23 protein-coding genes are annotated in these 20,912 nt (G+C 63.1%); 6 read left to right on the top strand and 17 right to left on the bottom strand.

Translation table 11 applies throughout. From position 1 onward, the window contains the following. Window positions 1-28 precede the first annotated feature (28 nt). The gene (locus J5286_RS20165) at window positions 29-1,030 is read right to left on the bottom strand and encodes a DUF2125 domain-containing protein (RefSeq protein WP_209191861.1); all 1,002 of its coding nucleotides are present in this window, start codon (window positions 1,028-1,030) and stop codon (window positions 29-31) included. Between the two features lie 51 nt (window positions 1,031-1,081). On the opposite strand from J5286_RS20165, the gene J5286_RS20160 reads away from it, so the two are divergent. Next, the gene (locus J5286_RS20160; protein WP_113011864.1) at window positions 1,082-1,612 is read left to right on the top strand and encodes a gamma-glutamylcyclotransferase; all 531 of its coding nucleotides are present in this window, start codon (window positions 1,082-1,084) and stop codon (window positions 1,610-1,612) included. Window positions 1,613-1,666: 54 nt separating this feature from the next. On the opposite strand, the gene J5286_RS20155 is transcribed toward J5286_RS20160, so the two are convergent. The 4 genes from J5286_RS20155 to ftsE form a co-directional block, all read right to left on the bottom strand. Next, window positions 1,667-2,467 (bottom strand): lysophospholipid acyltransferase family protein, encoded by an 801-nt coding sequence (locus J5286_RS20155; RefSeq protein ID WP_209191860.1) that lies wholly within the window; start codon window positions 2,465-2,467, stop codon window positions 1,667-1,669. 84 nt (window positions 2,468-2,551) lie between these two features. Next, window positions 2,552-3,247 carry a YdcF family protein gene (locus J5286_RS20150; protein ID WP_245206335.1) on the bottom strand — a complete coding sequence of 232 codons (696 nt, stop codon included), beginning with the start codon at window positions 3,245-3,247 and terminating at the stop codon, window positions 2,552-2,554. A gap of 83 nt (window positions 3,248-3,330) precedes the next feature. After that, the gene (locus tag J5286_RS20145; protein WP_209191858.1) at window positions 3,331-4,341 is read right to left on the bottom strand and encodes a cell division protein FtsX; all 1,011 of its coding nucleotides are present in this window, start codon (window positions 4,339-4,341) and stop codon (window positions 3,331-3,333) included. Further along, complete coding sequence (gene ftsE, locus J5286_RS20140) at window positions 4,334-4,993, bottom strand: cell division ATP-binding protein FtsE (protein ID WP_018901491.1); 660 nt, start codon at window positions 4,991-4,993, stop codon at window positions 4,334-4,336. Before ftsE ends, J5286_RS20145 begins: the two co-directional genes overlap by 8 nt. Window positions 4,994-5,198: 205 nt before the next feature. Here ftsE and J5286_RS20135 point away from each other — a divergent pair, with 205 nt between their 5' ends. The 3 genes from J5286_RS20135 (at window position 5,199) to J5286_RS20125 (ending at window position 7,001) form a co-directional block, all read left to right on the top strand. Further along, window positions 5,199-5,873, top strand: a complete 675-nt coding sequence (locus tag J5286_RS20135; RefSeq protein WP_245206333.1) for a hypothetical protein — start codon at window positions 5,199-5,201, stop codon at window positions 5,871-5,873. A 96-nt stretch (window positions 5,874-5,969) separates the two neighbouring features. Further along, complete coding sequence (hpt, locus tag J5286_RS20130; protein ID WP_018901493.1) at window positions 5,970-6,512, top strand: hypoxanthine phosphoribosyltransferase; 543 nt, start codon at window positions 5,970-5,972, stop codon at window positions 6,510-6,512. Window positions 6,513-6,641: 129 nt separating this feature from the next. Next, complete coding sequence (locus J5286_RS20125) at window positions 6,642-7,001, top strand: response regulator (RefSeq protein ID WP_026283548.1); 360 nt, start codon at window positions 6,642-6,644, stop codon at window positions 6,999-7,001. 46 nt (window positions 7,002-7,047) lie between these two features. Here J5286_RS20125 and J5286_RS20120 read toward each other — a convergent pair whose 3' ends face one another. The 5 genes from J5286_RS20120 to argH form a co-directional block, all read right to left on the bottom strand. Then, the gene (locus tag J5286_RS20120; protein WP_026283549.1) at window positions 7,048-7,500 is read right to left on the bottom strand and encodes a hypothetical protein; all 453 of its coding nucleotides are present in this window, start codon (window positions 7,498-7,500) and stop codon (window positions 7,048-7,050) included. 125 nt (window positions 7,501-7,625) lie between these two features. Beyond that, window positions 7,626-10,376 (bottom strand): TIGR02302 family protein, encoded by a 2,751-nt coding sequence (locus J5286_RS20115; RefSeq protein ID WP_209191857.1) that lies wholly within the window; start codon window positions 10,374-10,376, stop codon window positions 7,626-7,628. Window positions 10,377-10,554: 178 nt separating this feature from the next. Next, complete coding sequence (gene lysA, locus J5286_RS20110; RefSeq protein ID WP_209191856.1) at window positions 10,555-11,823, bottom strand: diaminopimelate decarboxylase; 1,269 nt, start codon at window positions 11,821-11,823, stop codon at window positions 10,555-10,557. A gap of 12 nt (window positions 11,824-11,835) precedes the next feature. After that, complete coding sequence (gene lptM / locus J5286_RS20105) at window positions 11,836-12,030, bottom strand: LPS translocon maturation chaperone LptM (protein WP_018901498.1); 195 nt, start codon at window positions 12,028-12,030, stop codon at window positions 11,836-11,838. A gap of 136 nt (window positions 12,031-12,166) precedes the next feature. Further along, the gene (gene argH / locus J5286_RS20100; protein WP_209191855.1) at window positions 12,167-13,567 is read right to left on the bottom strand and encodes an argininosuccinate lyase; all 1,401 of its coding nucleotides are present in this window, start codon (window positions 13,565-13,567) and stop codon (window positions 12,167-12,169) included. A 42-nt stretch (window positions 13,568-13,609) separates the two neighbouring features. Between argH and tlpA the strand changes: the two genes are divergently transcribed. Continuing rightward, window positions 13,610-14,272 carry a thiol:disulfide interchange protein TlpA gene (gene tlpA / locus J5286_RS20095; RefSeq protein WP_209191854.1) on the top strand — a complete coding sequence of 221 codons (663 nt, stop codon included), beginning with the start codon at window positions 13,610-13,612 and terminating at the stop codon, window positions 14,270-14,272. 265 nt (window positions 14,273-14,537) lie between these two features. Here the strand turns inward: tlpA and J5286_RS20090 are convergent, their stop codons facing one another. The 7 genes from J5286_RS20090 to J5286_RS20060 form a co-directional block, all read right to left on the bottom strand. Next, on the bottom strand, window positions 14,538-15,419 hold the full coding sequence (locus J5286_RS20090; RefSeq protein ID WP_026283550.1) for a 3-hydroxybutyryl-CoA dehydrogenase: 882 nt from the start codon (window positions 15,417-15,419) through the stop codon (window positions 14,538-14,540). A gap of 186 nt (window positions 15,420-15,605) precedes the next feature. Then, window positions 15,606-16,535, bottom strand: coding sequence for an electron transfer flavoprotein subunit alpha/FixB family protein (locus J5286_RS20085; protein WP_209191853.1), 930 nt, complete (start codon window positions 16,533-16,535; stop codon window positions 15,606-15,608). A gap of 23 nt (window positions 16,536-16,558) precedes the next feature. Then, the gene (locus J5286_RS20080) at window positions 16,559-17,305 is read right to left on the bottom strand and encodes an electron transfer flavoprotein subunit beta/FixA family protein (protein ID WP_209191852.1); all 747 of its coding nucleotides are present in this window, start codon (window positions 17,303-17,305) and stop codon (window positions 16,559-16,561) included. A 173-nt stretch (window positions 17,306-17,478) separates the two neighbouring features. After that, the gene (locus J5286_RS20075; RefSeq protein WP_209191851.1) at window positions 17,479-18,264 is read right to left on the bottom strand and encodes a rhomboid family intramembrane serine protease; all 786 of its coding nucleotides are present in this window, start codon (window positions 18,262-18,264) and stop codon (window positions 17,479-17,481) included. A 37-nt stretch (window positions 18,265-18,301) separates the two neighbouring features. After that, window positions 18,302-18,880 carry a cob(I)yrinic acid a,c-diamide adenosyltransferase gene (locus J5286_RS20070; RefSeq protein WP_209191850.1) on the bottom strand — a complete coding sequence of 193 codons (579 nt, stop codon included), beginning with the start codon at window positions 18,878-18,880 and terminating at the stop codon, window positions 18,302-18,304. Between the two features lie 26 nt (window positions 18,881-18,906). After that, window positions 18,907-19,110, bottom strand: coding sequence for a twin transmembrane helix small protein (locus J5286_RS20065; RefSeq protein WP_018901506.1), 204 nt, complete (start codon window positions 19,108-19,110; stop codon window positions 18,907-18,909). A 15-nt stretch (window positions 19,111-19,125) separates the two neighbouring features. Beyond that, window positions 19,126-19,959, bottom strand: coding sequence for an SDR family oxidoreductase (locus tag J5286_RS20060; protein WP_209191849.1), 834 nt, complete (start codon window positions 19,957-19,959; stop codon window positions 19,126-19,128). Between the two features lie 77 nt (window positions 19,960-20,036). Here J5286_RS20060 and J5286_RS20055 point away from each other — a divergent pair, with 77 nt between their 5' ends. Beyond that, window positions 20,037-20,903, top strand: coding sequence for a YihY/virulence factor BrkB family protein (locus tag J5286_RS20055; RefSeq protein WP_209191848.1), 867 nt, complete (start codon window positions 20,037-20,039; stop codon window positions 20,901-20,903). Window positions 20,904-20,912: the final 9 nt, after the last annotated feature.

Genomic DNA, 20,912 nt, shown 5'->3' with positions numbered 1-20,912 from the left:
CGGCGCTCTGCGCGCCCCACCATAAACCTCAAATCGGCGGAATCTGCCCCAGCGGGATGAAGCCGCTGACGGTGGCGTTGCCGCGCTGGACGACGAGGTCGACGGAGACGGTTCCGCCGCCGCCGGCCATGGCCTTCAGGAGCTTGGCGGCGGTGTCGACGGTCTTGGCGAGATCGGGGAAGCCCTGCTTGATGCTGTCGCGCCAGGCGTTCACATCCTCGATCTGCAGCTTGAACTGGGCGGTCAGATAGCCCTCCTCGTCGAAGGAGAAGGGGCCTGACAGCGTCATGACCTTGCCATTGCCCATATCGGCCACCGCCTTGCGGAGCTCGCCGCTGGCGCCGTAGAGGCCCTTCTCGTCGCTGCCGTCGATCATGCCGGCCTTGCCCTGCAGCGTCACGTCGGCGCTCGTTGAGAGCTTGGGCAAGACCTGCGGCCAATCCTTGATGACGGTCTGCGCGTCGGTCAGCGAGATCGCGCCATCGAGGTCGGCGCCGTTCTGGCGCAGGTGCAACTCGGTGTGGGCGGCGTCGAAGTTGATGGTCTGGCCGGTGGCCGACGAGACGGCGGTCGCCTTCAGGCCGTCGATTATGGTCGATGAGTGGTCGATGCCCTTGAGCTTGGTGACGAGGCTCGACTGCAGGTTCGTCCACTCGGCGTTGACCGACAGGCCGTGCGCGGTGCGGATCTCGGCGGGCGAATCAAGTTCCCAGACGATATGGCCGGGGGCGTAGACCTGGGCCGCCGAGCGCAGGGCGCCGAAGCTTGCCGAGACGCCGTTGACGTTGTCGTCGACATCCACCTTCGAGCAGAAGAGGCCGATGCGGAAGGGGAAGCCGCGGAAGTCGATATCGGCGCATTCGCCTGATACGCCGGCCTTGTTGCCTGGGCCGATCGCCGTCAGAACCGTGCTCTTCAGCGTCGAGGCGGCATAGAACCAGCCGCCGGTATAGAGTGCGACCACGAGAACGATGCCTGCCCCCAGCAACCAGAATTTCCTGCCGCTACGGGATTGGCTTGACGCTGCCATGATGTTCTCCAATGGTTGTCCGCAAATTAGAATCTCGGTCTGGCTTGGGATATGGACGAATTTTGGGTGTTTGGCTACGGATCGCTGATGTGGAATCCGGGCTTCGCGTTTGTTGAACGGTCACAAGCGCTTATTCATGGCTATCGGCGATCTCTCTGCGTTCGCTCGTGGGTGCATCGGGGCACCGAGCAAAATCCGGGGCTGGTGCTGGGGCTCGATCGCGGGGGATCATGCCGCGGCATGGCGTTTCGCGTCGCGGGCGAGGATTGGGACGAGGTCATTGGCTATCTCAGAGAACGCGAACTGGTGACCAACGTTTATCTGGAGCGTCAGGTTCCGCTGCAGCTTGCAGGCGGGCGCGGGGTCAAGGGCGTCGCCTATGTCGTCGACCGCGACCACACGCAATATGCCGGTTCGCTGGATACGATGGCGGCGGCGCGCATCGTGCATCAGGCGCAGGGGAAATCCGGGCCGAACGACGCCTATGTCTTCAACACGTTGGCGCATCTCAAAGAGATGGGCATCCGCGACCACTGGCTGGAAGATGTGGTCGACGAGGTGGAGCGGCTGCGGGCGGCTTAGCGCGACGCAGGCCAAGGCGCTATGCGCCTTAGCCGGGCCAAGGTGCTGCGCGCCTTAGCCGGCCGTTGCGGCGTCCTGCTTGCGCAGTTCTTCCAGGCGCTGGAGTGCCGTGGGCGGCAGCGGCAGGTTTGGGTTGCGCGCGGCGTCGCCCATCAGGATCTCGTCGCTGGCGCGCTCGGTCACCTCGATCAGATGCGCGAAGAAGGCGTCCGGGTCCATTCCGGGTTCGATCGGCTTCAGGATGCGCACCTTGTAGTGGCCGGGATAGCGCATGGTCGAGCGGCGCGGCCAGAAGAGACCGGGCTGCATCGCGACAGGCACGACAGGCAGCTGCAGGTCACGATACATGCGGGCGATGCCGTATTTGTAGACCGGTTCGGCGCCCGGCGGACGGCGTGTGCCCTCGGGGTAGATGATCAGCTGGCGGCCGGTGGCGAGTTCTTCCTTGGTGCGGCGCAGCGCCTCGACCATGACCTTGCCACGCGCGCCGCGATTGATCGGGATCATCCGCTGCTTCTTGGCGTACCAGCCGAAGAGCGGAATCCACATGAGCTCGCGCTTCAGGATATAGACCGGGTCCTTCAGCCACGGGAGCAGCGCATAGGTGTCCCAGAAGGACTGGTGCTTGGGGGCGAGGATGTAGCCGCCCTCGGGCAGGTTCTCCAGGCCTTCGATCTCGAAGGTGGTGCCGACGATCTTTTCCATCAGCCAGTGGTTGGAGAGCGCCCAGTTCTTCGGGATGCGATAGGCGCTCCGGCGCGGCGCCAGGAAGTAATAGGGCGAGAACACGATCATTCGCAGGATGAGATTGGCGTAGAAGATCGTGTTGAAGAGAACGGAACGCAGGGCGATCATGAAGTTTCCCGAGGCCTAAATCCGCCAGACGGGCGGCACAGCCGTCCTACACGATATTGAGCGGCAGAAAAAGCGCTGATCCGCTCAGGTATCGCCTTCGGCCGAGCGCAGACCCGGGTGGCGGAAGAGGCCGGTCAGGTTGCGGGCGCCGGCAAAGAGCAGCTTGCCGTATTCCGCCAGCATGACGCGCATGGCGTTGGGATCGGTGAACCAGTTGCTGTTCTTCAGATCGGTGTTGACCACGGGATAGGGCACGAACTGGGTTTCGGGATCGACATAGGCGAGTTCGGCGAGGCTGCGGGGCATGTGGTAGTTGTTGGTGACAACAAGCACGCTCTTGTAGCCCTTGGCGTGGATCCAGTTGGTCGCTTCCTCGGCATTGCCGATCGTGTCCAGCGCGTCGTAGCCGATGTCGACGCAGCAATCGAAGAGATCGGGCGCTGCCTGCGTCATCTTGCGGATCTGGTTGCGGGTGGTGGTCGGATGCACGCCCGAGATCAGCAGGCGCTTGCCGGCGCCCTTCTGCAAGAGTTCCACGGCTTGGTCGATGCGCTGGTAGCCGCCTGTCAGTACGACGATGGCGTCCGCATGCGGATCGAGCGGCGGCTTCAGGGTCGTGACCGAATCCGCGAAGAACAGAAAGCCGCCGAAAACCAGGGCGATAGCGAGCACGAAGGTGACGCCGCCCCAGCGCAGCATGCGGCGAACGGGGCCACGGCGCGCGGGCTCGCTCTCGGAGCGGGAAAGCTCCGTTTTCGGGCGAATCGGGTCGTGCGACATGCGGCTCATGCTCATGAATCGAAAAATATACGCAGATTGGGGCGGCGAACAGACGCTTTCATGGCAAAATGCAGCCCGTAATCTTAATTCGGAAGGCCGTCGGCACGGGTGGGATCGGAGCGCAGCGTGTCGATTTCGTAGATGGTGCGCATGACCGTTAGCCGGGCAGTGAAGGTGGTCAGGAGGGCGATGACGATCATCGTCGCGAAGATGCCGGCATAGCCGAGCGCGCCGACCGAGAAGGTGCCGAACAGGGCTGTGGCCTGGTCGGTCTGCGGGGTGGCGAGCGTGCGGCTCTGCAGGAAACCGGCGCTCATGAAGAAGAGGGCGGCAAGTGCTGAGCCGACGGCCGAGCCCTTGAGGCTGATCTTCAGGAAATGTTTCTGGAACTCGTTGGCAACGAAGGAGCTCTCGGCGCCGACAAAGTGCAGGACTTCGACGATGTGCCTGTTGCCGGACAATGCGCCACGGGTGGCGAAGACGACGGTCAGCACCATGGCGGAGAAGACCAGCAGCAGCACGCCGGTGCCGATCATGACCGTCGTATGCGCCATCGAGACCAGGCGGTCGACCCAGGTGCGGTGATCGTCGAGCGAGGATTGCGGAATACTCTCCTTCAGCATGGCGCGCATCGCATCGAAATCGGGCGGATTGCTCTCGTCAATGGTGATGATGACGAGGCGGGGAACGGGCAATTCCTTGATGTCGAGGCCGGTGCCGAGCCAGGGTTCTAGCAGGCGCGCGGTGGCGGCCTCGTCGACGATCTGGCCATCCTTGGTGCCGACGAAGGTGAGCGCGATGCGGCGGGCGTCAGCCAGCGCCTTGTCCATGTCGAGCCCGTCGTCGGGCTTGATCTGGATGGTGATCTCGCGGGAGATCTGGCTTTCCCAGCTTGCCGCCGTCGAGCGCACCATGGAGACGCCGCCGAGCGTCAGGCAGGCGAGAAAGGCCATGATCGCGATGACGACCATCAGCGCGTTGCCCTGGATATTGGCGGACGGCAGGATCGGCGCGGTCGGGCGCACCTTCATCTCCGGGCGTTTCTGACCCTTGGAGGCTGCTGGCGCTGTGGGGCGGGCGGTTGGCTCAGTCATGGATGTCGAGGTGCCCTTCCGAGAGGATCATCCGGCGGGCGTCCACCTGGTCCATCAGCGTCAGATCGTGGGTGGCGATCACGACGGCGGTTCCGAGGCGGTTGAGTTCGAGGAAGAGGTTCAGCAGGCGGCGGGCCATCGGCGGATCGACGTTGGCGGTCGGCTCGTCGGCGAGCAGGATCTCGGGGCGGTCGATGAGGGCACGGGCGATCGCGGCGCGCTGCTTCTCGCCGCCCGAAAGCACTGGCGGCAGCACGTTGATGCGCTCGCCGAGGCCGACCCATTTCAGAAGTTCCAGCACGTCGGTCTTGTAGGAGCTCTCATCCTTGCCGCGCACGCGCAGCGGCAGCGCCACGTTCTCATAGGTGGTGAGATGGTCGAGCAGGCGGAATTCCTGGAAGATGATGCCGACGCGGCGGCGCAGCAGCGGCAGTTCGGTACGGGGTATATCGGTGATGTCGCGACCGAACATGCGGATCAGGCCGCGTGTCGGCTGCAGCGAGAGAAACAGAAGCCGAAGCAGCGTTGTCTTGCCGGCGCCGGAGGGGCCGGTCAGGAACTGGAAGGATTTCTTCGGGATGTCGAAGGTCAGGTCCCGGAGGATTTCCGGTCCCATTCCATAGCGCAAACCGACATTCTCGAAGTGGATCAACGGGCCGCTCAGTTTCTTGTTGTTTCACCGCATGACTTGTTAACCAGATCCGTTAACAACGGGTAAATTTCGCCGGAAAGACGCCTGTTTGATGGCGGCATTTGCGAAGCATTAACCAATAAAATTTACGAGTAGAGAGGATTCGTTTCAATGCCCGCCTCTGAGGTTGGGCGTGAAAGCAGTGGATACCGGAAAGGCGGTCGTCATGACATCCTCCTCGTTCAAGCGCCAGGCACCCGGGCGGGCCTACGATTTCCTGCCGCCTGATACCGTGAAGCGCGAGCACCGGCAAAGCCGTCCCGCCGATATCGCCGACGCCGAGTTCGTCGTCATCGGCAAGCAACGCGCGCCTGACTTCAACGATCGCAGCTTCAAGGGCCGTAGCTTCAACGACAACAGCCGCAGCGCCGGCGCTCGTCCATCGCCGCGTACAGCGCAAGCAGCGCCGGTTCAGGCGCCATCCTTCGTTCAGGCCGCAGAGGCCTGGCTGCAGCAGGCCTCGCTCAAGCATTTCTCCGTGCTTGTCGTGGCGCTCTGCGTCCTCGTCTTCGGCCTCTCCGGCGGGTTCTCCGGTCTGTCTGCATCCAATGCGGCGGTCGACACCGATCCGCTGCACTTCACCCATGTGACGGCGACACCGCGCGACGCCAATGGCATGCGGGTGCTGTTGATCAACGGCATCATCGACAATGTCAGCGGCACGACGCAGATGGTGCGGCCGATCCGCGCCAACCTCTACGCCGACGAAAAACTGGTCGCCAGCGTGGTGATCAATGCGCCCGCCGACGTGATCTATGGCGGCCAAAGCCGTGGCTTCTCCTCCAGGATACAGTATCCCGGTGGAAAAACGCCCGAGGTTCGGCTCGCTTTCATGCCCTAAAGCGCACCGCGATCCTGTGCGCGACATGCTTTATGGGGTGTTTCGCCGCGCGGTTTGTGCTAACGGCTTGTGCTTGTTTTCAGGGAGCAAGCCTTCATGCCTGTGGTGCGCGGTAAGAATATCGATCCTCTTTTCACGGCCGAGATGATTGCCGAGCGCAATCATGCCATCGCCCGGGAGATCGCCAAGGGACCGACCAAGGACCTGCTCGTCATCGCTGTCCTCAAGGGCTCGTTCATCTTCGCGGCCGACCTCATCCGCGCGCTGCATGACAGCGGGCTTGCGCCCGAGGTCGAGTTCATCACGCTGTCGAGCTACGGCACCGGCACGGTTTCGCAGGGTGTCAGGATCGTCAAGGATATCGACAGCGAGGTGAAGGACCGCGACGTTCTGCTGATCGACGACATTCTCGAATCCGGCCGCACGCTGAAGTTCGCCAAGGAACTGCTCTATGAGCGCGGCGCCCGCAACGTCACCATCGCCGTGCTGCTCGACAAGAGCGTGAAGCGCAAGGAAAAGCTGGAAGCGGATTATGTCGGCTTCGAATGCCCCGACTATTTCGTCGTCGGCTACGGCATGGACGTGGCCTATGCCTTCCGCGAACTTCCCTTCGTCGGCGTGGTGACGGGCGACGCGTAAACGTGTCATTTCAAGACGGGTTGTTAACCATCCCGTCCATCGCCCGGATCATTGCCTTCGGCCGTTTACCACTCGCAAAGGAAACTCGTGTGATTTGCGGGTAGGGCATGAAACGGAGCAATGCACACCATGGCAAGAATTCTGATTACGGAAGACGAAGATTCCCTGCGTTCTTTCGTAGCCCGCGCTTTGCGCCTCGACGGTCATGAGACCGAAGAAGCGGCTGACGGTGCGGAAGGGCTGGAGAAGCTCAACATCGGCGGCTACGACCTGCTGCTGTCGGATATCCGCATGCCCGTGATGGACGGCATCGAGCTTGCGCACCAGGCGAAGTCGGCCTTTCCGGCGCTGAAGATCCTTTTGATGACCGGCTATGCCGAACAGCGCGAACGCGCCGATGACCTCGCCGAGAAGATCGTCGACGTCGTGTCGAAGCCATTCGCGCTTCCCGATATCCGCAAGGCGGTCGCGCGCGCTCTGGCTGCCTGAGACAGCTCGTTAATGCCATTCAAAGCCGGCGCTCTCGCCGGCTTTTTCAGTTTTGTGGCTGAATGAACTTGCCCTCGAAGCGCACGCGAAAATTCCGGCGCTGCGGGTCTTCCTTGAAGCAGACGAAGATCAGTTCGATGTCTTCGGCATGGTCGCGCTTGTCGAGCAGGCTGAGGGTGACGACGAGCACGCCGTCGTAGGCGCGGGTCAGCCTGAAGGCGGCGTTGCGGATATCGTTGGCGTCGGGATCCTTGCGATCGTCACGGCGTTCATAGACCACCCAGAAAGGGCAGATGTCCCAGGTGGCGCGAAAGATCTCGGTCATTTCGGCCTGGAACTGCTCGGCATGCATGTTCGGGCCCCAGGTCAGCGTCTGCTCACCTTCGTCGGCGACGACGTTCAGATAGCCGTCATAGTCGTTGCCATGCTCGGACAGGGCACTGCCAATCATCTCGAATGCCGTGTTTTCGTCGATTACCGTCTTGAAGAGAATTGCCATCGAATCGCTATCGTTCGTCGCCTGCCGCCGCGACATTACGAAGCTTCCGCGGTTTTGGAATAGCCCCATACGGGTGAAAAGCCGCTGTTCGGGGCAGGTTTGAAATCAAGAATATATCCTGCGTCTTATTGAATATCGAGCAGGCGTTCAAGATAGCGCCGTTCCATCTCCTGTGAAGGGTTGTTGCCCAGCTTTTCTCTGATGGCATCGAGGATTTCGCGGGCGCGCTGCACGTCGATCTCGTCGGGCACCTTCACCTGATCGCCGAAGTCTGGACCGTCGGCGCGGCGCGGACGACCGAGCGGATCGCGGCCGTTCTGGTTGCCCTGGCCGACCTGGCCCTGCGGTCCCTGGCCCTGGCCTTGCTGACCCTGCTGCGCCTGCATCATCTGGTTCATCATGTCGCGGGCGCCCTGGCGTAGTGCCTCCAGCGCGCGGCCCTGACCCTGGATGGCCGGCTCGCCGCGGCCTTGGCCGAGCTCGCGGCCGGCGCCTTCCATCTCGCGCTGCGCCTGGCCGAAGCCCTGACCGGGCTTCATGCCCATGTCGCCGAGGCTCTTCTGCATCTCGCCGAGCTGCTTGCCGAGCTGGTCCTGACGCTCGCGCAGCTGCTTCAGCGCCTCGCGCAGCTGTTCGGCCGTCATCTCGTCCGACGGATTCTGGCCCTGCTGGCCTTGTTGACCCTGTTGCTGCTGGCCCTGCTGGTTCTGGCCTTGCTGGCCCTGTTGTTGCTGCTGATCCTGCGGCATGCCGTCATTGTCCATCGGCATGTCGTTCAGAAGCGGGTCGTTCATCCCGAGGTCGGGGTTCATGTTGTTGGGGTCGCCGCGCTGCATGCGGTCCTTCAGCTGCTGGTCGAGCTTGAAGGTTTCTTCCATCAGCTTCTGCTGATCGCGCAGGATCTGGCCGAGCTTGTCCATCTGCTGGCGCATCTGGCTGTTGTCCTGGCCCTGCTGCTGCTGGCCGCGCTGCGGCCGTCCGGCCTGCATGTTGTTCATCATCCGCTGCAGCTCCGACAGCATCTGCTGGGCGGCGTCGCGGTTGCCGGAGCGGGCCAGGTTTTCGATCTGGTCCATCATGCGCTCCAGATCCTGCTGGCGAATGACGTTCTGGGCGTTCTGGTTGGGCTGCATCGGCGCATTCTGCATGCGCTGTGCCAGCTCCTTCATGTAGTCCTGCATCGCCTTGCGCAGCTCGTCCATGAGCTTCTTGACCTCGGCGTCGGGCGCGTTGCGCTGCAGGGCGTCGGCGAGGTTCTGCTGGGCGTTGCGCAGATTGCGCTCGGCCTCAGAGAGATTGCCGTCCTCCATGCCGATGGCGATGTCCCAGAGATAGTCGGCGGTGTCCTTCAGCGCCTCGTCGCCCTTGGCGAGCTTCATGCGCTGGCGGGCGGATTCGATCAGCAGGTAATTGGTGAGATTGGGGATCGTCTCTTCCGGGCGCAGCGTCAGCGCCTCGTTGAGCGCGATCGCCTCAGGCATCTTGCGGGTGTCGAGCGCGAAGGTCTGGCGCTGCTCGGCGACGGCGGCTGCGAGCGGCTCGCTGAAGGGGCGGGCGGGTAGTGTCATCTCGTGCGGCGGGCTGCGGCCCGTCTGGCCGGCGGCGTCCTTGGCGATCAGCGTGATGCGCACGCGCTTGCCGGCGAGCGGATGCTCGGTGAGGTTCTTGCTGGCCACGCCCTTGGCGTCGCGGGCGTTGCGGCGCGGAATGTCGAGCTTGTATTCGGGCAGCGGATAAAGAGGCGTGGCGCTCGTGTCTGTCTCGACCGGCACGATTTCGGCGGTGGCTTCCTGGACGCCGTAGTCGTCCTTGATCGTGTAGCCGATCTCCAGCGCGCCGTTGACCGTCGGTTTCGGCAAGCCGTTGAAGGCGATCTCGGGCGCCTTGTCGGGGATGACGTCGAAGGCCCATTTGCGGCCGTTGACCTCGAGCGTGCCGTTTTCCTCGAGCTTCATCTGATGCGTGGAGGCGGTCTGCTGCTGGGGCGTTGCCGCTGCCGGCTGCTGGCCCTCTGCCGTTGACGGCGCGGGTGTCGCCGAAGCGGGGGCGTTCGGCGTGGCGGTAGGGTTCTCGGCTGCGGCGATCTCGATGCGTTGGCCGTCCTCGCGGGCGAAGACAACCTTCTCGTCGGCCTTGCCGCCGGAGACGCGCACGGTGAGGTTCGACGATTGCGGGATCTTGATCGCGCCCTGCTCGCTGCCGGTCGCGGTGAGATAGACGGGGGCGCGGCCGGTATAGGCGGGCGGGGTGATCCAGGCATCTATGCGCACGGCCGGGTCGGTTGCCTGCGCCTGCGGGCGCGGCTGCAACGCATCGCCGATCGAGCCGCCGTTCGTCGACAGCGAATAGCCGAAGGCGACGACGATCAGGAGGGCGGGGATGGCGCGCAGCGCCCAGCGGTCGTGCGAGGCGATATCGGGCTGCGGGAAGCCGGCGTCCAGCGAGGCGATCTTCTCGGCCATGCGGGTCTGGTGCTCGCGCCACAGCGCGCGGGCGAAGGGCGTGTCGAAGGCCGGCTCGTCTTCCTGCACGGCAACCGGCTGATGCGGCAGGCCGTTGCGCTCTTCCAGCAGCCGGTCGGCGGCGGCCGAGCCCGGCCAGTGCAGCTTGCGGAAGGGATAGAGCGTTGCCAGCAGCCCAAGGCCGAAGGCGATCAGCAGCACGATGCGCAGCCAATCGGGAACGATGCGGAAGACGCCGAACCAGGATGCGGCCAGATAAAGCGCCGCAAGCGACAGGATGGGCAGGGTGAGAGGCAGCACCTGCTCGAACAGCAACACGCATTGGGCGGTCAGGCGCTTTGCCGCCACCAGCCGCGCGAGCGACGGCTTCAGGGCAAAGGCACCTTTCTTTTCGCTCTTGGTGCTGTTCTTCAATCCGGTCTCCGCGATCTGGCGTTAGGGGCCTGGCGTTAAAGGGCAGAGAGGGCTTGCGCGGCGGCGACCGGGCAAGACGGTATGCGGAAAGGATAACACTCTTTGTGGCGAAGACGAGGGCAAGCCCCCGCCAATGCCGGTTTTTCCCGCGTCTTCGCCAAAAAGTGATTGCCGTTGATCAGTCGAGCCAGGCGGGGACGCTGTCGAGCGCGATCAGCTCTTCATAGGTCCGGCGCGGACGAATGACGTGGAAATCGCTGCCCTTGACCAGCACTTCGGGCACCAGAAGGCGGCTATTGTATGTGCCGGCCTGTACCGCGCCATAGGCTCCGGCGGAGCTAACGGCGAAGAGATCGCCCGATTTCGGCATCGCCATTTCGCGATCGAGCGCCAGGTAGTCGCCGGTCTCGCAAACGGGGCCGACGACATCGGCCTTGATGCGCGGCGCGTTGGCGGCCGAGATCACCACGGGGCGGATCTCGTGATAGGCCTCGTAGAGCGTCGGGCGGATGAGGTCGTTCATGGCGCCATCGACGATGACGAAGGTCTTCTCGCCGCCGTCCTTCACGTAGAGCACTTCGGTCACCAGGATGCCGGCATTGCCGACGATCAGGCGGCCGGGCTCCATGACGATCTTGCAGTCGAGTTCGCGCAGCTGGTTCTTGACGATCGCGGCATAGGCGTCGGGCAGCGGCGGCGGGTTGTTGTCGTCCTTGTAGGGAATGCCGAGACCACCGCCGATATCGACATGGTGGATGTCGTGGCCGTCGGCGCGCAGCGTGCTGACGAGCTCGCGCAGCAGCTTGAAGGCATCGTCGAAGGGCTGCAGCTCGGTGATCTGGCTGCCGATGTGCATGTCGATGCCGGTGGCTTCGATGCCGGGCAAGGTGGCGGCGCGGGCATAGACGGCGCGGGCGCGTTCCCAGGAGATCCCGAACTTGTTTTCCTTCTTGCCGGTCGAGATCTTGGCGTGCGTGCGGGCGTCGACATCGGGGTTGATGCGGAAGGAGACGGGCGCCTTCTTGCCGGCCTTGACGGCGCGCTGGTTGAGGATCTCGAGCTCAGGCTCGGATTCGACGTTGAAGCAGTAGATGCCGGCTTCGAGCGCATAGTCCATCTCATGCGCGGTCTTGCCGACGCCGGAGAACATGATGCGGTTGGCCGGGATGCCGGCTGCCAGAGCGCGGCGCAGCTCGCCTTCGGAGACGACATCGATGCCGGCGCCGAGATTGCCGAGCGTCTTCAGGACGGCCTGGTTCGAATTGGCCTTCATGGCGTAGCAGACCATCGAGTCGACATCGCTGAAGGCCTGCGAGAAGACCTTGTAGTGGCGCTCGAGCGTTGCCGTGGAATAGACGTAAAAGGGCGTGCCGACGGCCTTGGCAATCTCGGGAACGGGAACGTTCTCGGCGTAGAGGATGCCGTCGCGATACTCGAAATGGTTCACTTTAGTCGCCTGTTACAGAAGAGGATCGAGGAAGAAGTGGCGGTCCTTGACACCGGGCTGCTGCGTCGGTTTGGACGAGTCGCCCTCCTTCGTTGCCTGCACGCTCGGCGGATCGAGGTCGCCCTTGCGCCCGCATCCGGCGACGGCAAGGCCGATCACGGCGAAAACGACCGTCAGGCGGATGATCTGCGGGAAGCTGGTCTGCATGGAATTCCTCTTGGGAAGCGGCACGGATGGACACCTTCATAGCGAAGTTTATCCGCCTTGTGCACCCTGATTGTTGCGGTCTCGCGCTTTGCGAAATCGAAGGGGCGAAGCGGGTTGCGCTCCGCCCTTTTCGCGATCAGTTGCGGGCGCGCCAGTAAGTGATCTGCTTCCTGACTTCCGAAGGCGCCGTGCCGCCGAAGCTCTTGCGGCTGGCGACCGAGGCCTCGACGGTCAAGACGTCGTAGACCTTCTCCGTGATAGCGGCGTTGATCGCCTGGAGATCGGTGAGCGACAGGTCGGAGAGATCGCAGCCCTTGCTTTCGGCCAGCGCCACGGCGCGGCCGGTCACATGGTGGGCGTCGCGGAAGGGCAGGCCCGCCTCGCGCACCAGCCAGTCGGCGAGGTCGGTCGCGGTCGAATAACCGGTGCCGGCGGCAGCCTTCATGCGCTCGGTGTTGATGGTCAGGTCGCGGACCATGCCGGTCATCGCGGCGATCGCCAGTTCCAGGCTTTCTGCGGCATCGAAGACCTGTTCCTTGTCTTCCTGCATGTCCTTGGAATAGGCGAGCGGCAGGCCCTTCATGATCGTCAAAAGCGCGATCAGCGACCCGTTGATGCGGCCGGTCTTGGCGCGCACCAGTTCGGCGGCATCCGGGTTCTTCTTCTGCGGCATGATCGAGGAGCCGGTGGAGAAGGCATCCGACAGGCGCACGAAGCCGAACTGCGGCGTCGACCAGATGACGATCTCTTCGGCCAGGCGCGACAGGTGCATGGCGCAGATCGATGCCAGCGCCAGGAACTCGATGGCGAAATCGCGGTCGGAGACGGTGTCGATCGAATTGCGGGTCGGCTCGCGGAAGCCGAGCGCCTTGGCCGTCATGTGGCGGTCGATCGGATAGCCGGTGCCGGCAAGTGCGGCCGAGCCGATCGGGCTCTCGTCCAGATGCTCGATGGCGTGGCGCACGCGCGAGCGGTCGCGGCCGAACATCTCGACATAGGCCATGCAGTGATGGCCGAAGGTGACGGGCTGGGCGGTCTGCAGATGCGTGAAGCCGGGCATGACGGTATCGGCATGCTCTTCGGCGCGGTCGAGGAAGGCCGCGATCAGGCTGGTCAGCAGCTGTTCGGTCTTCTGCAGCTCTTCCTTCACCCAGAGGCGGAAATCGAGCGCCACCTGGTCGTTGCGCGAGCGGGCTGTGTGCAGGCGGCCGGCGGCAGGGCCGATCAGCGTCGCCAGGCGAGCCTCGACATTCATGTGAATGTCCTCAAGCTTGCGGGAGAATTCGAAATTGCCGCTCTCGATCTCTGACAGGATCGTGTTTAGCCCTTCGACGATCTTGTCCTTATCATCGGCCGAAATGATAGCCTGGTGGGCGAGCATGGTGGCGTGGGCGATCGATCCGCGAATATCCTGCGCAAACAGCTTCTTGTCGAAACCGATCGAGGCATTTATCTCCTCCATGATCGCATCTGGGCCGGAAGCGAAACGTCCGCCCCACATCTGGTTGGAGGATTTGGTGTCCGTGCTGTCGGCCATGAAAGATGCCTGCCTTGAAGAACGCGTGTCCGGGAGAATGAAATGACAACAAGAACGCCCTTGCGCCTGCCATCCCTGAAACTGATCGGGATCGCGGTCGTCGCAGGCATTATTGCCGGTGCGGCAGCGGTTTACATTAAGGAGACGGGGTCTGGCAATGGCGGCGCCGATATGGCGGCGGGCGAATGCAAGGCCACGAAGGACATCGCGACCCGCATCAAGCCCTTCCTGAAGGGCGAGGTGGCCGCCATGGTCGCGCCCGAACAGCCGGTCCGGATGACATCGATCGCCTTCAAGGATGCCGAGGGCAAGCCGATGACGCTCGACCATTTCGCCGGCAAGACGGTGCTTTTCAATCTCTGGGCGACATGGTGCGTGCCCTGCCGCGAGGAAATGCCGGCCTTGAACGCGCTGGAGAAGGAACTCGGCAGCGACAAGTTCCAGGTGGTGCCCGTCAACATCGACACCGGTGACGACGAGAAGCCGAAGACGTTTTTGTCGGAGACGGGGGTCGATGCACTGAAGCTTTACCGCGACGACACGATCGCTGTGTTCAACGGGCTGAAGAAGCAGGGGCTGGCGTTCGGTCTGCCGGTGACGTTGCTGATCGACGACAAGGGGTGCCTGATCTCGGCGATGAACGGCCCGGCGGCCTGGGATAGCCCGGATGCCAAGGCGCTGATCAAGGGGGCTGTGGGGATTTAGAGTTTTGGGGGGCTAGCCGCAACGTTTGCGCCGGTGGCCCCCTCATCGCCTCGCTGTGCTCCGGCACTTCTCCCCGCTGGGGAGAAGGGGCTGGGCGCGGGCGTTTTGCCCTTCTGAAGCCTTGGATAAGAAATTTCTCTAGCTAAGTTGCGAAGCGAGCGGCCCGCCCCAAAGTCTCTTCTCCCCGACGGGGAGAAGGTGCCGGCAGGCGGATGAGGAGGCTCCGGGCTCGGCGATTGCGGCCGGTCTTCGGCAGACCAAAAACCTACCGCGTCGGAACCGGAACCTCACCACGATAATCATAGAAGCCACGGCCCGACTTGCGCCCAAGCCAGCCGGCCTCAACATATTTCACCAGCAACGGGCAGGGGCGGTACTTGCTGTCCGCCAGGCCGTCATGCAGCACCTGCATGATCGAGAGGCAGGTGTCGAGGCCGATGAAGTCGGCGAGTTGCAGCGGGCCCATGGGGTGGTTGGCGCCGAGTTTCATGGCGGTGTCGATGGCATCGACGGTGCCGACGCCTTCGTAGAGCGTGTAGATCGCCTCGTTGATCATCGGCAGCAGGATGCGGTTGACGATGAAGGCCGGGAAGTCCTCGGCGACGGTGACGGTCTTTTCGAGCGAGGCGACGAATTCGCGGGCCTTCTTGAAGGTGGTCTCTTCGGTGGCGATCCCGCGCACCAGCTCGACCAGCTTCATGACAGGCACCGGGTTCATGAAATGGATGCCCATGAAGCGCTCGGGGCGGTCGGTGGCGGAGGCCAGACGGGTGATCGAAAGGGAAGAGGTGTTGGTGGCGATGATCGCTTCCGGCTTCAGGACCGGACAGACCGTGGCGTAGATCTTGCGCTTGACGCTTTCGTCCTCGGTCGCGGCCTCGATGACGAGATCGGAGGAGGCGAGGTCGTTGATGTCGGCGGAGCCCGATATCAACGAGAGCGTGCTCGAGCGCTCCTCGTCGGTCATCTTGCCGCTGGTGACGTGGCGGGCGAGGTTGCCGTTGATGGTGGCGAGCCCGCGCTCGATGCGATCCTGGGTAAGATCATAGATGTGGACCTTGTAGCCTGCGCTAGCCGAAACCTGCGCGATGCCGCAACCCATCTGGCCCGCGCCGATAATTCCGATTGTCTTGAACACCGCAGTCATCTCCACACCCCTGCTCGGCCTTCGCCCCCGCGATTGCCGTACCTATTCAACAAAACTGCCGGACGAATGATCGCCCGGCAGCAGTAGTAGCCCCTAAAAAGATAATTTTCCAGTCGCTCGCATGTGCGAAAGATGACACGCGATCATGGAAGCCCGGCGCCGCATGCGAAACCGGGCACCATCGACCTAGAGAGCCTTCTGCAGCTCGGGCAGGGCGTCGAAGAGATCGGCGACGAGGCCGAAATCGGCGACCTGGAAGATCGGTGCTTCCTCGTCCTTGTTGATCGCGACGATGACCTTCGAATCCTTCATGCCGGCCAGATGCTGGATGGCGCCGGAGATGCCGCAGGCGATGTAGAGATCGGGCGCGACCACCTTGCCGGTCTGGCCGACCTGCCAGTCGTTCGGCGCGTAGCCGGCATCGACGGCGGCGCGCGAGGCGCCGACGGCGGCACCGAGCTTGTCGGCAACAGGCAGGATGACTTCCTGGAACTTCTCCGAGGAACCGAGCGCGCGGCCGCCGGAGATGATGATCTTGGCCGATGTCAGTTCCGGACGGTCGGAGGTCGACAGCGCATCCTTGACGAAGGTCGACAGACCCGGATCGGAAACGGCGGGGATCGCCTCGACCGAAGCCGAACCGCCCTCAGGGGCAGCGGCGAAGGACGCCGTGCGGACGGTGATGACCTTCTTGGCGTCGGTCGACTGCACCGTCTGGATGGCGTTGCCGGCATAGATCGGGCGCTTGAAGGTGTCGGCCGAAACCACCTCGATGATCTCGGAGACCTGGGCGACATCAAGCAGGGCTGCGACGCGCGGCAGCACGTTCTTGCCGACCGAGGTGGCGGCCGAGATGATGGTGTCGTAGCTTGCTGCCAGCGAAACGATCAGGTCGGTCAGCGGCTCGGCCAGATTGTTGGCAAGCTCGTCGCTTTCGGCGAGCAGAACCTTGGAGACGCCCGACAGCTTGGCGGCGGCATCGGCTGCGGGCTTGGCGCCCTTGCCGGCGACCAGCACATGCACGTCGCCACCAATCTTGGCGGCTGCCGCAAGCGTCTTGGCGGTCTGGTCGGAAAGGGTTGCGTTGTCGTGATCAGCCAGAAGAAGAATGGCCATGGTGATATCTCCTTTCTCGAACCTTAGAGGACGCCAGCGGACTTGAGCTTTTCGACGAGCTCAGAAACCGATGCGACCTTGACGCCTGCCTTGCGGCCGGAGGGTTCTTCGGTCTTCAGCACCTTGAGCTTCGGTGCGGTGGAAACGCCGAAATCGGCGGGCGCCTTCTTGTCGAGCGGCTTCTTCTTCGCCTTCATGATGTTGGGCAGCGAAGCGTAGCGCGGCTCGTTGAGACGCAGGTCGGTGGTGACGACTGCAGGCAACTTGACGTCGATCGTCTGCAGGCCGCCGTCGACTTCGCGGGTCACGGTTGCCTTGCCATCGCCGATCTCGATCTTCGAGGCGAAGGTGGCCTGCGCGGTGCCGAGCAATGCGGCCAGCATCTGGCCGGTCTGGTTCGAATCGTCATCGATCGCCTGCTTGCCGACGATGATGAGGCCCGGCTGTTCGGCGTCGGCGACGCCCTTCAGGATCTTGGCGACGGCGAGCGGCTCGACGGCATCGTCGGTCTCGACGAGGATGGCGCGGTCGGCACCCATGGCGAGCGCGGTGCGCAGCGTTTCTTCGGCCTTCGCGGGACCGATCGAGACCACGATCACTTCCTCGGCCTTGCCGGCTTCCTTCAGGCGAAGCGCCTCTTCCACCGAGATTTCGTCGAAGGGGTTCATCGACATCTTGATGTTGGCCAGTTCGACGCCCGTGCCATCCGGCTTCACGCGGATCTTCACGTTGTAATCAACCACCCGCTTTACTGGGACGAGAATCTTCATGTGGTCCTTCCTTCAACTCTTTCGCCAAGAAAATGCGCGTTTCCGCGCTGCTCCGATTGTCGAATGGCGACATGGATACGCGTTTTTCCTCCAAAGACAACGCTTCCATGACGCAGACAGGCAAATTCCATGGGGATTATATTACCTTTACGTTCACGTCAATATTTTCGGCTTCATTTGTCCCAGGGCAAGCGAGGGCGGGGCGGCTGGCCTGACGTGGTGATCATGGCGGGATTGGGCGTGGGGCGGTCGCGCACGGCCTTGGGCGTCACCACCTCGCTGTCGAAGAGCGGCACCCCGCGACGGCGCATGACGAGCACCAGCAGAGCGCCTGCGATAATGCCGCCGACATGGGCGCCCCAGGAGACGTTACCATCAGGCTCGAGCGCCAGCATGACGAATTGCTGGCCGGTCCAGAGGATCAGCGGCACGAAGGCTGGAAGCGGCAGCGGCACGCGCATGAAGACCAGCACCCAGACCTTCACGCGCGGGTGCAGCATGAGATAGGCGGCGACGACGCCCGATATGGCGCCGGACGCGCCGATCAGCGGCGCCTGCGAGGTCATGCCGATCAGGCCATGCACTAGCGCGCCGGAGATGGCGCAAAGGAGATAGAAGACGAGGAAGCGCAGATGGCCCATCGCATCCTCGACATTGTCGCCGAAGACCCAGAGGAACAGCATGTTGGAGGCGAGGTGCCAGAAGCCGGAATGGACGAAGGCGTAGCTGATATAGGTCAGCGGCTCGGGCGTGATCGCGAGCGCCGGCTCGAGATGGGCGTAGTGGAAGGCGACGGCCGGGATGTAGCCGAGGCCGACGAAGGCTGCCTGCGCGACCGATTCCGTGGCGATGACGCCGGTAAACAGCCAGACGACGATGTTGACCGCGATCAGCCCCATCGTCACCCATTGCAGCTTGATATGCTTCAGCGTGTTGGCATCGTGCAGTGGTATGAACATATGGGCCGGCGGTCCAGTTGCTTGATATCAGTCAAGCCTAGCGGTTTTTTCCGGGAACCCAAAGCACATCCGCATGGCCGCGATCATTGGCATGGCGGGCGGCGACGAAGAGGAAATCGGACAGGCGATTGACGTATTTGAGCGCCGCGGCGCTGACGATCTCGCCTTTGCTGCGCGACAGCGTCACCATCAGCCGTTCGGCACGGCGGGTGATGGTGCGCGCCAGATGCAAGTGGGCTGCGGCGGAGTGGCCGCCAGGCAGCACGAAGGATTTGAGCGGCTGCAGATCGGCGTTCAGCTTGTCGATGTCGTTTTCGATGCGCGTCACCTGGCTTTCGACGATACGCAGCGGCTCATATTCCGGCGGCGTGCCGGTGTCGGGCGTGGCGAGATCGGCGCCGAGATCGAAGAGATCGTTCTGGATGGACATCAGCATGGCATCGAGTTCGGGCATGCCCTGCATGTGAAGCCTGGCGATGCCGATCGCCGAATTGGCCTCGTCGATGGTGCCGAAGGCCTCGACGCGCAGATCGTCCTTCAGCCGGCGCGGGCCGGCGACCAGCCCGGTCGTGCCGTCGTCGCCCGTCTTGGTGTAGATCTTGTTGAGCTTGACCATGCTTTATCTCCTCCTCGGTGGGGTGATCAGCTGGGGCGACCGCCGCCGGTCAGCCAGAGCGTCAGCATGATCAGGAGCACGGCGACGGCCTGCAGCAGCACGCGCAGCTGCATCAGCTTGTTGGACAGGTTGGCGTCGCCGCCCTTCATCATGTTGAACAGGCCGCGGATCAGAACGATGGCGACAAGGCCCATCACGATGATGGCGAGAACGTAGACGACAGTAGACATTGGGTTTCCTCCTCCTCAATCGAACCTGCGCAGCAGCCGGTAGAAGAGGTCCGCGGGCAAGAGCTTTTTCAAGAACATGCCCTGCTTGGCCGGCCGCGTCACTGGGTAATGTGGTCGCGGGCGCGGGGCGTTCAATGCGTGCTTCAGGACATCATAGACGGCCTCGGGGCCGAGCTTGTGGCGGTTGGCCGGGCCGGAGCCATCGAGCCTTGCCAGCTGGCGGCGATAATCCACGGCATGCGCCGAGCCCCTGACATTGATGTGCTCGTTGATCTTCGCAAGCGAATTGGCGACGAAGCGCGAAGCGATCGGGCCGGGCTCGATCAGGCTGACATGGATGCCGCTGCCTTCGAGCTCCATGCGGAGCGTGATGCTCAAGCCTTCGAGCGCGAATTTCGACGCGGTATAGGCGCCGCGATAGCGGTAGGGCACGACGCCCAGAATGGACGAGCACTGGACGATACGGCCGCGGCCGCACTTGCGCATCAGCGGAATGATCTGTCGCGTCAGCTCGTGCCAGCCGAAGAAGTTGGTCTCGAACTGCTCGCGCAACACGTCGGTCGTCAGGTCTTCGACGGCGCCCGGCTGGCCATAGGCGCCGTTGTTGAAGAGCGCGTCGATGCGTCCGCCGCTGAGCTCCGTGACCTCGCGGACGAAATCGGCGATCGAATCGGTGCTGGTGTAATCCATGCGGAAGGCTTCGATGCCATCGGCCTGAAGCGGCGCCAGATCGTCGAACTTTCTGACGGTCGCAAGGACGCGCCAGCCATCGGCCTTCAACGCACGGGCACAATAAGCACCGATCCCGGACGAACATCCGGTAATGATGATAGTGCGTTGATCCGACATGGAATGATTCCTGTACAAACTAGGACTCGTTTCCCATATTCGATCGGGCGACACAATGAGGAATGCCGGGAGCCGGAATGCTGAAACTTTTTCGCATCTTGTATGATGTGCTTTACGATGCGATCTGGCATTTCCTTGAAGATGACGGCTTCGCCATGGCAAGCCATGTCGCGCTTTCCACGCTTCTCGCCGTCTTCCCATTCCTGATTTTCGGCACCGCGCTTGCCAATTTCCTCGGCGCGGACCAGTTCTCGATGACGGCCGTGCATCTCGTCTTCGACACCTGGCCGGAGGCGATCGCCAAGCCGCTCGCCGACCAGGTATTGCTGGTTCTGACCGTGCCGCGCGGCGGGTTCCTGACGATCTCGGTGCTGGCGGCCGCCTACTTCGCCTCCAACGGCGTCGAGGCGCTGCGCATATCCCTTAACCGCGCCTACCGCGTGCAGGAAACGCGGCCGTGGTATTTCACCCGTCTCGCCAGCCTCGGCTTCGTGATGATCGCGGTGGTGATCTTCGCGGCGATCAGCATCCTGCTCGTGGCGGTGCCGCTGGCGCTCGATTATGCCCGGCAGTGGTTTCCGCTGTTTGCCGATACGCTCGACATCGTCTTCAACTGGCGTATCTACGGCACGCTGTTCGTGCTGACGGTCGGGCTGCTGGTCGTGCATCTGTGGCTTCCGGCCGGACGGCGGCGGGTGTTCGATGTCGTGCCCGGCGTGCTTCTGACGCTGATCCTGTGGTTCATCGGCGCACTGATCTTCGCCTATTATCTCGCGACCTTCGCCAACTACGCCGCCACCTATGCCGGTCTCGCATCGGTGATGATCGTGCTGATCTTTCTCTATATGATCGGGGTGATCTTCATCATCGGCGCCGAGCTCAACGCGGCACTGCTGAAATTCCGGGTGCGGGCGATCTTCTCGCACAATTTCCTGAGCGGTTAGGGCCAGAAG

The organism is Rhizobium sp. 16-488-2b, assembly GCF_017741815.1.
Classification (GTDB): domain Bacteria; phylum Pseudomonadota; class Alphaproteobacteria; order Rhizobiales; family Rhizobiaceae; genus Rhizobium.
The sequence above is the reverse complement of the archived record's forward strand: the minus strand, read 5'-3'. Positions and strand labels throughout refer to the sequence as shown.

What these genes read in the sequence shown, in the direction of transcription:
- J5286_RS20165 (WP_209191861.1), bottom strand. Translation starts at nt 1,030, where the DNA reads ATGGCAGCGTCAAGCCAATCCCGTAGCGGCAGGAAATTCTGGTTGCTG.
- J5286_RS20160 (WP_113011864.1), top strand. Translation starts at nt 1,082, where the DNA reads ATGGACGAATTTTGGGTGTTTGGCTACGGATCGCTGATGTGGAATCCG.
- J5286_RS20155 (WP_209191860.1), bottom strand. Translation starts at nt 2,467, where the DNA reads ATGATCGCCCTGCGTTCCGTTCTCTTCAACACGATCTTCTACGCCAAT.
- J5286_RS20150 (WP_245206335.1), bottom strand. Translation starts at nt 3,247, where the DNA reads ATGTCGCACGACCCGATTCGCCCGAAAACGGAGCTTTCCCGCTCCGAG.
- J5286_RS20145 (WP_209191858.1), bottom strand. Translation starts at nt 4,341, where the DNA reads ATGACTGAGCCAACCGCCCGCCCCACAGCGCCAGCAGCCTCCAAGGGT.
- J5286_RS20135 (WP_245206333.1), top strand. Translation starts at nt 5,199, where the DNA reads ATGACATCCTCCTCGTTCAAGCGCCAGGCACCCGGGCGGGCCTACGAT.
- hpt (WP_018901493.1), top strand. Translation starts at nt 5,970, where the DNA reads ATGCCTGTGGTGCGCGGTAAGAATATCGATCCTCTTTTCACGGCCGAG.
- J5286_RS20125 (WP_026283548.1), top strand. Translation starts at nt 6,642, where the DNA reads ATGGCAAGAATTCTGATTACGGAAGACGAAGATTCCCTGCGTTCTTTC.
- J5286_RS20120 (WP_026283549.1), bottom strand. Translation starts at nt 7,500, where the DNA reads ATGGCAATTCTCTTCAAGACGGTAATCGACGAAAACACGGCATTCGAG.
- lptM (WP_018901498.1), bottom strand. Translation starts at nt 12,030, where the DNA reads ATGCAGACCAGCTTCCCGCAGATCATCCGCCTGACGGTCGTTTTCGCC.
- argH (WP_209191855.1), bottom strand. Translation starts at nt 13,567, where the DNA reads ATGGCCGACAGCACGGACACCAAATCCTCCAACCAGATGTGGGGCGGA.
- tlpA (WP_209191854.1), top strand. Translation starts at nt 13,610, where the DNA reads ATGACAACAAGAACGCCCTTGCGCCTGCCATCCCTGAAACTGATCGGG.
- J5286_RS20090 (WP_026283550.1), bottom strand. Translation starts at nt 15,419, where the DNA reads ATGACTGCGGTGTTCAAGACAATCGGAATTATCGGCGCGGGCCAGATG.
- J5286_RS20085 (WP_209191853.1), bottom strand. Translation starts at nt 16,535, where the DNA reads ATGGCCATTCTTCTTCTGGCTGATCACGACAACGCAACCCTTTCCGAC.
- J5286_RS20080 (WP_209191852.1), bottom strand. Translation starts at nt 17,305, where the DNA reads ATGAAGATTCTCGTCCCAGTAAAGCGGGTGGTTGATTACAACGTGAAG.
- J5286_RS20075 (WP_209191851.1), bottom strand. Translation starts at nt 18,264, where the DNA reads ATGTTCATACCACTGCACGATGCCAACACGCTGAAGCATATCAAGCTG.
- J5286_RS20070 (WP_209191850.1), bottom strand. Translation starts at nt 18,880, where the DNA reads ATGGTCAAGCTCAACAAGATCTACACCAAGACGGGCGACGACGGCACG.
- J5286_RS20065 (WP_018901506.1), bottom strand. Translation starts at nt 19,110, where the DNA reads ATGTCTACTGTCGTCTACGTTCTCGCCATCATCGTGATGGGCCTTGTC.
- J5286_RS20060 (WP_209191849.1), bottom strand. Translation starts at nt 19,959, where the DNA reads ATGTCGGATCAACGCACTATCATCATTACCGGATGTTCGTCCGGGATC.
- J5286_RS20055 (WP_209191848.1), top strand. Translation starts at nt 20,037, where the DNA reads ATGCTGAAACTTTTTCGCATCTTGTATGATGTGCTTTACGATGCGATC.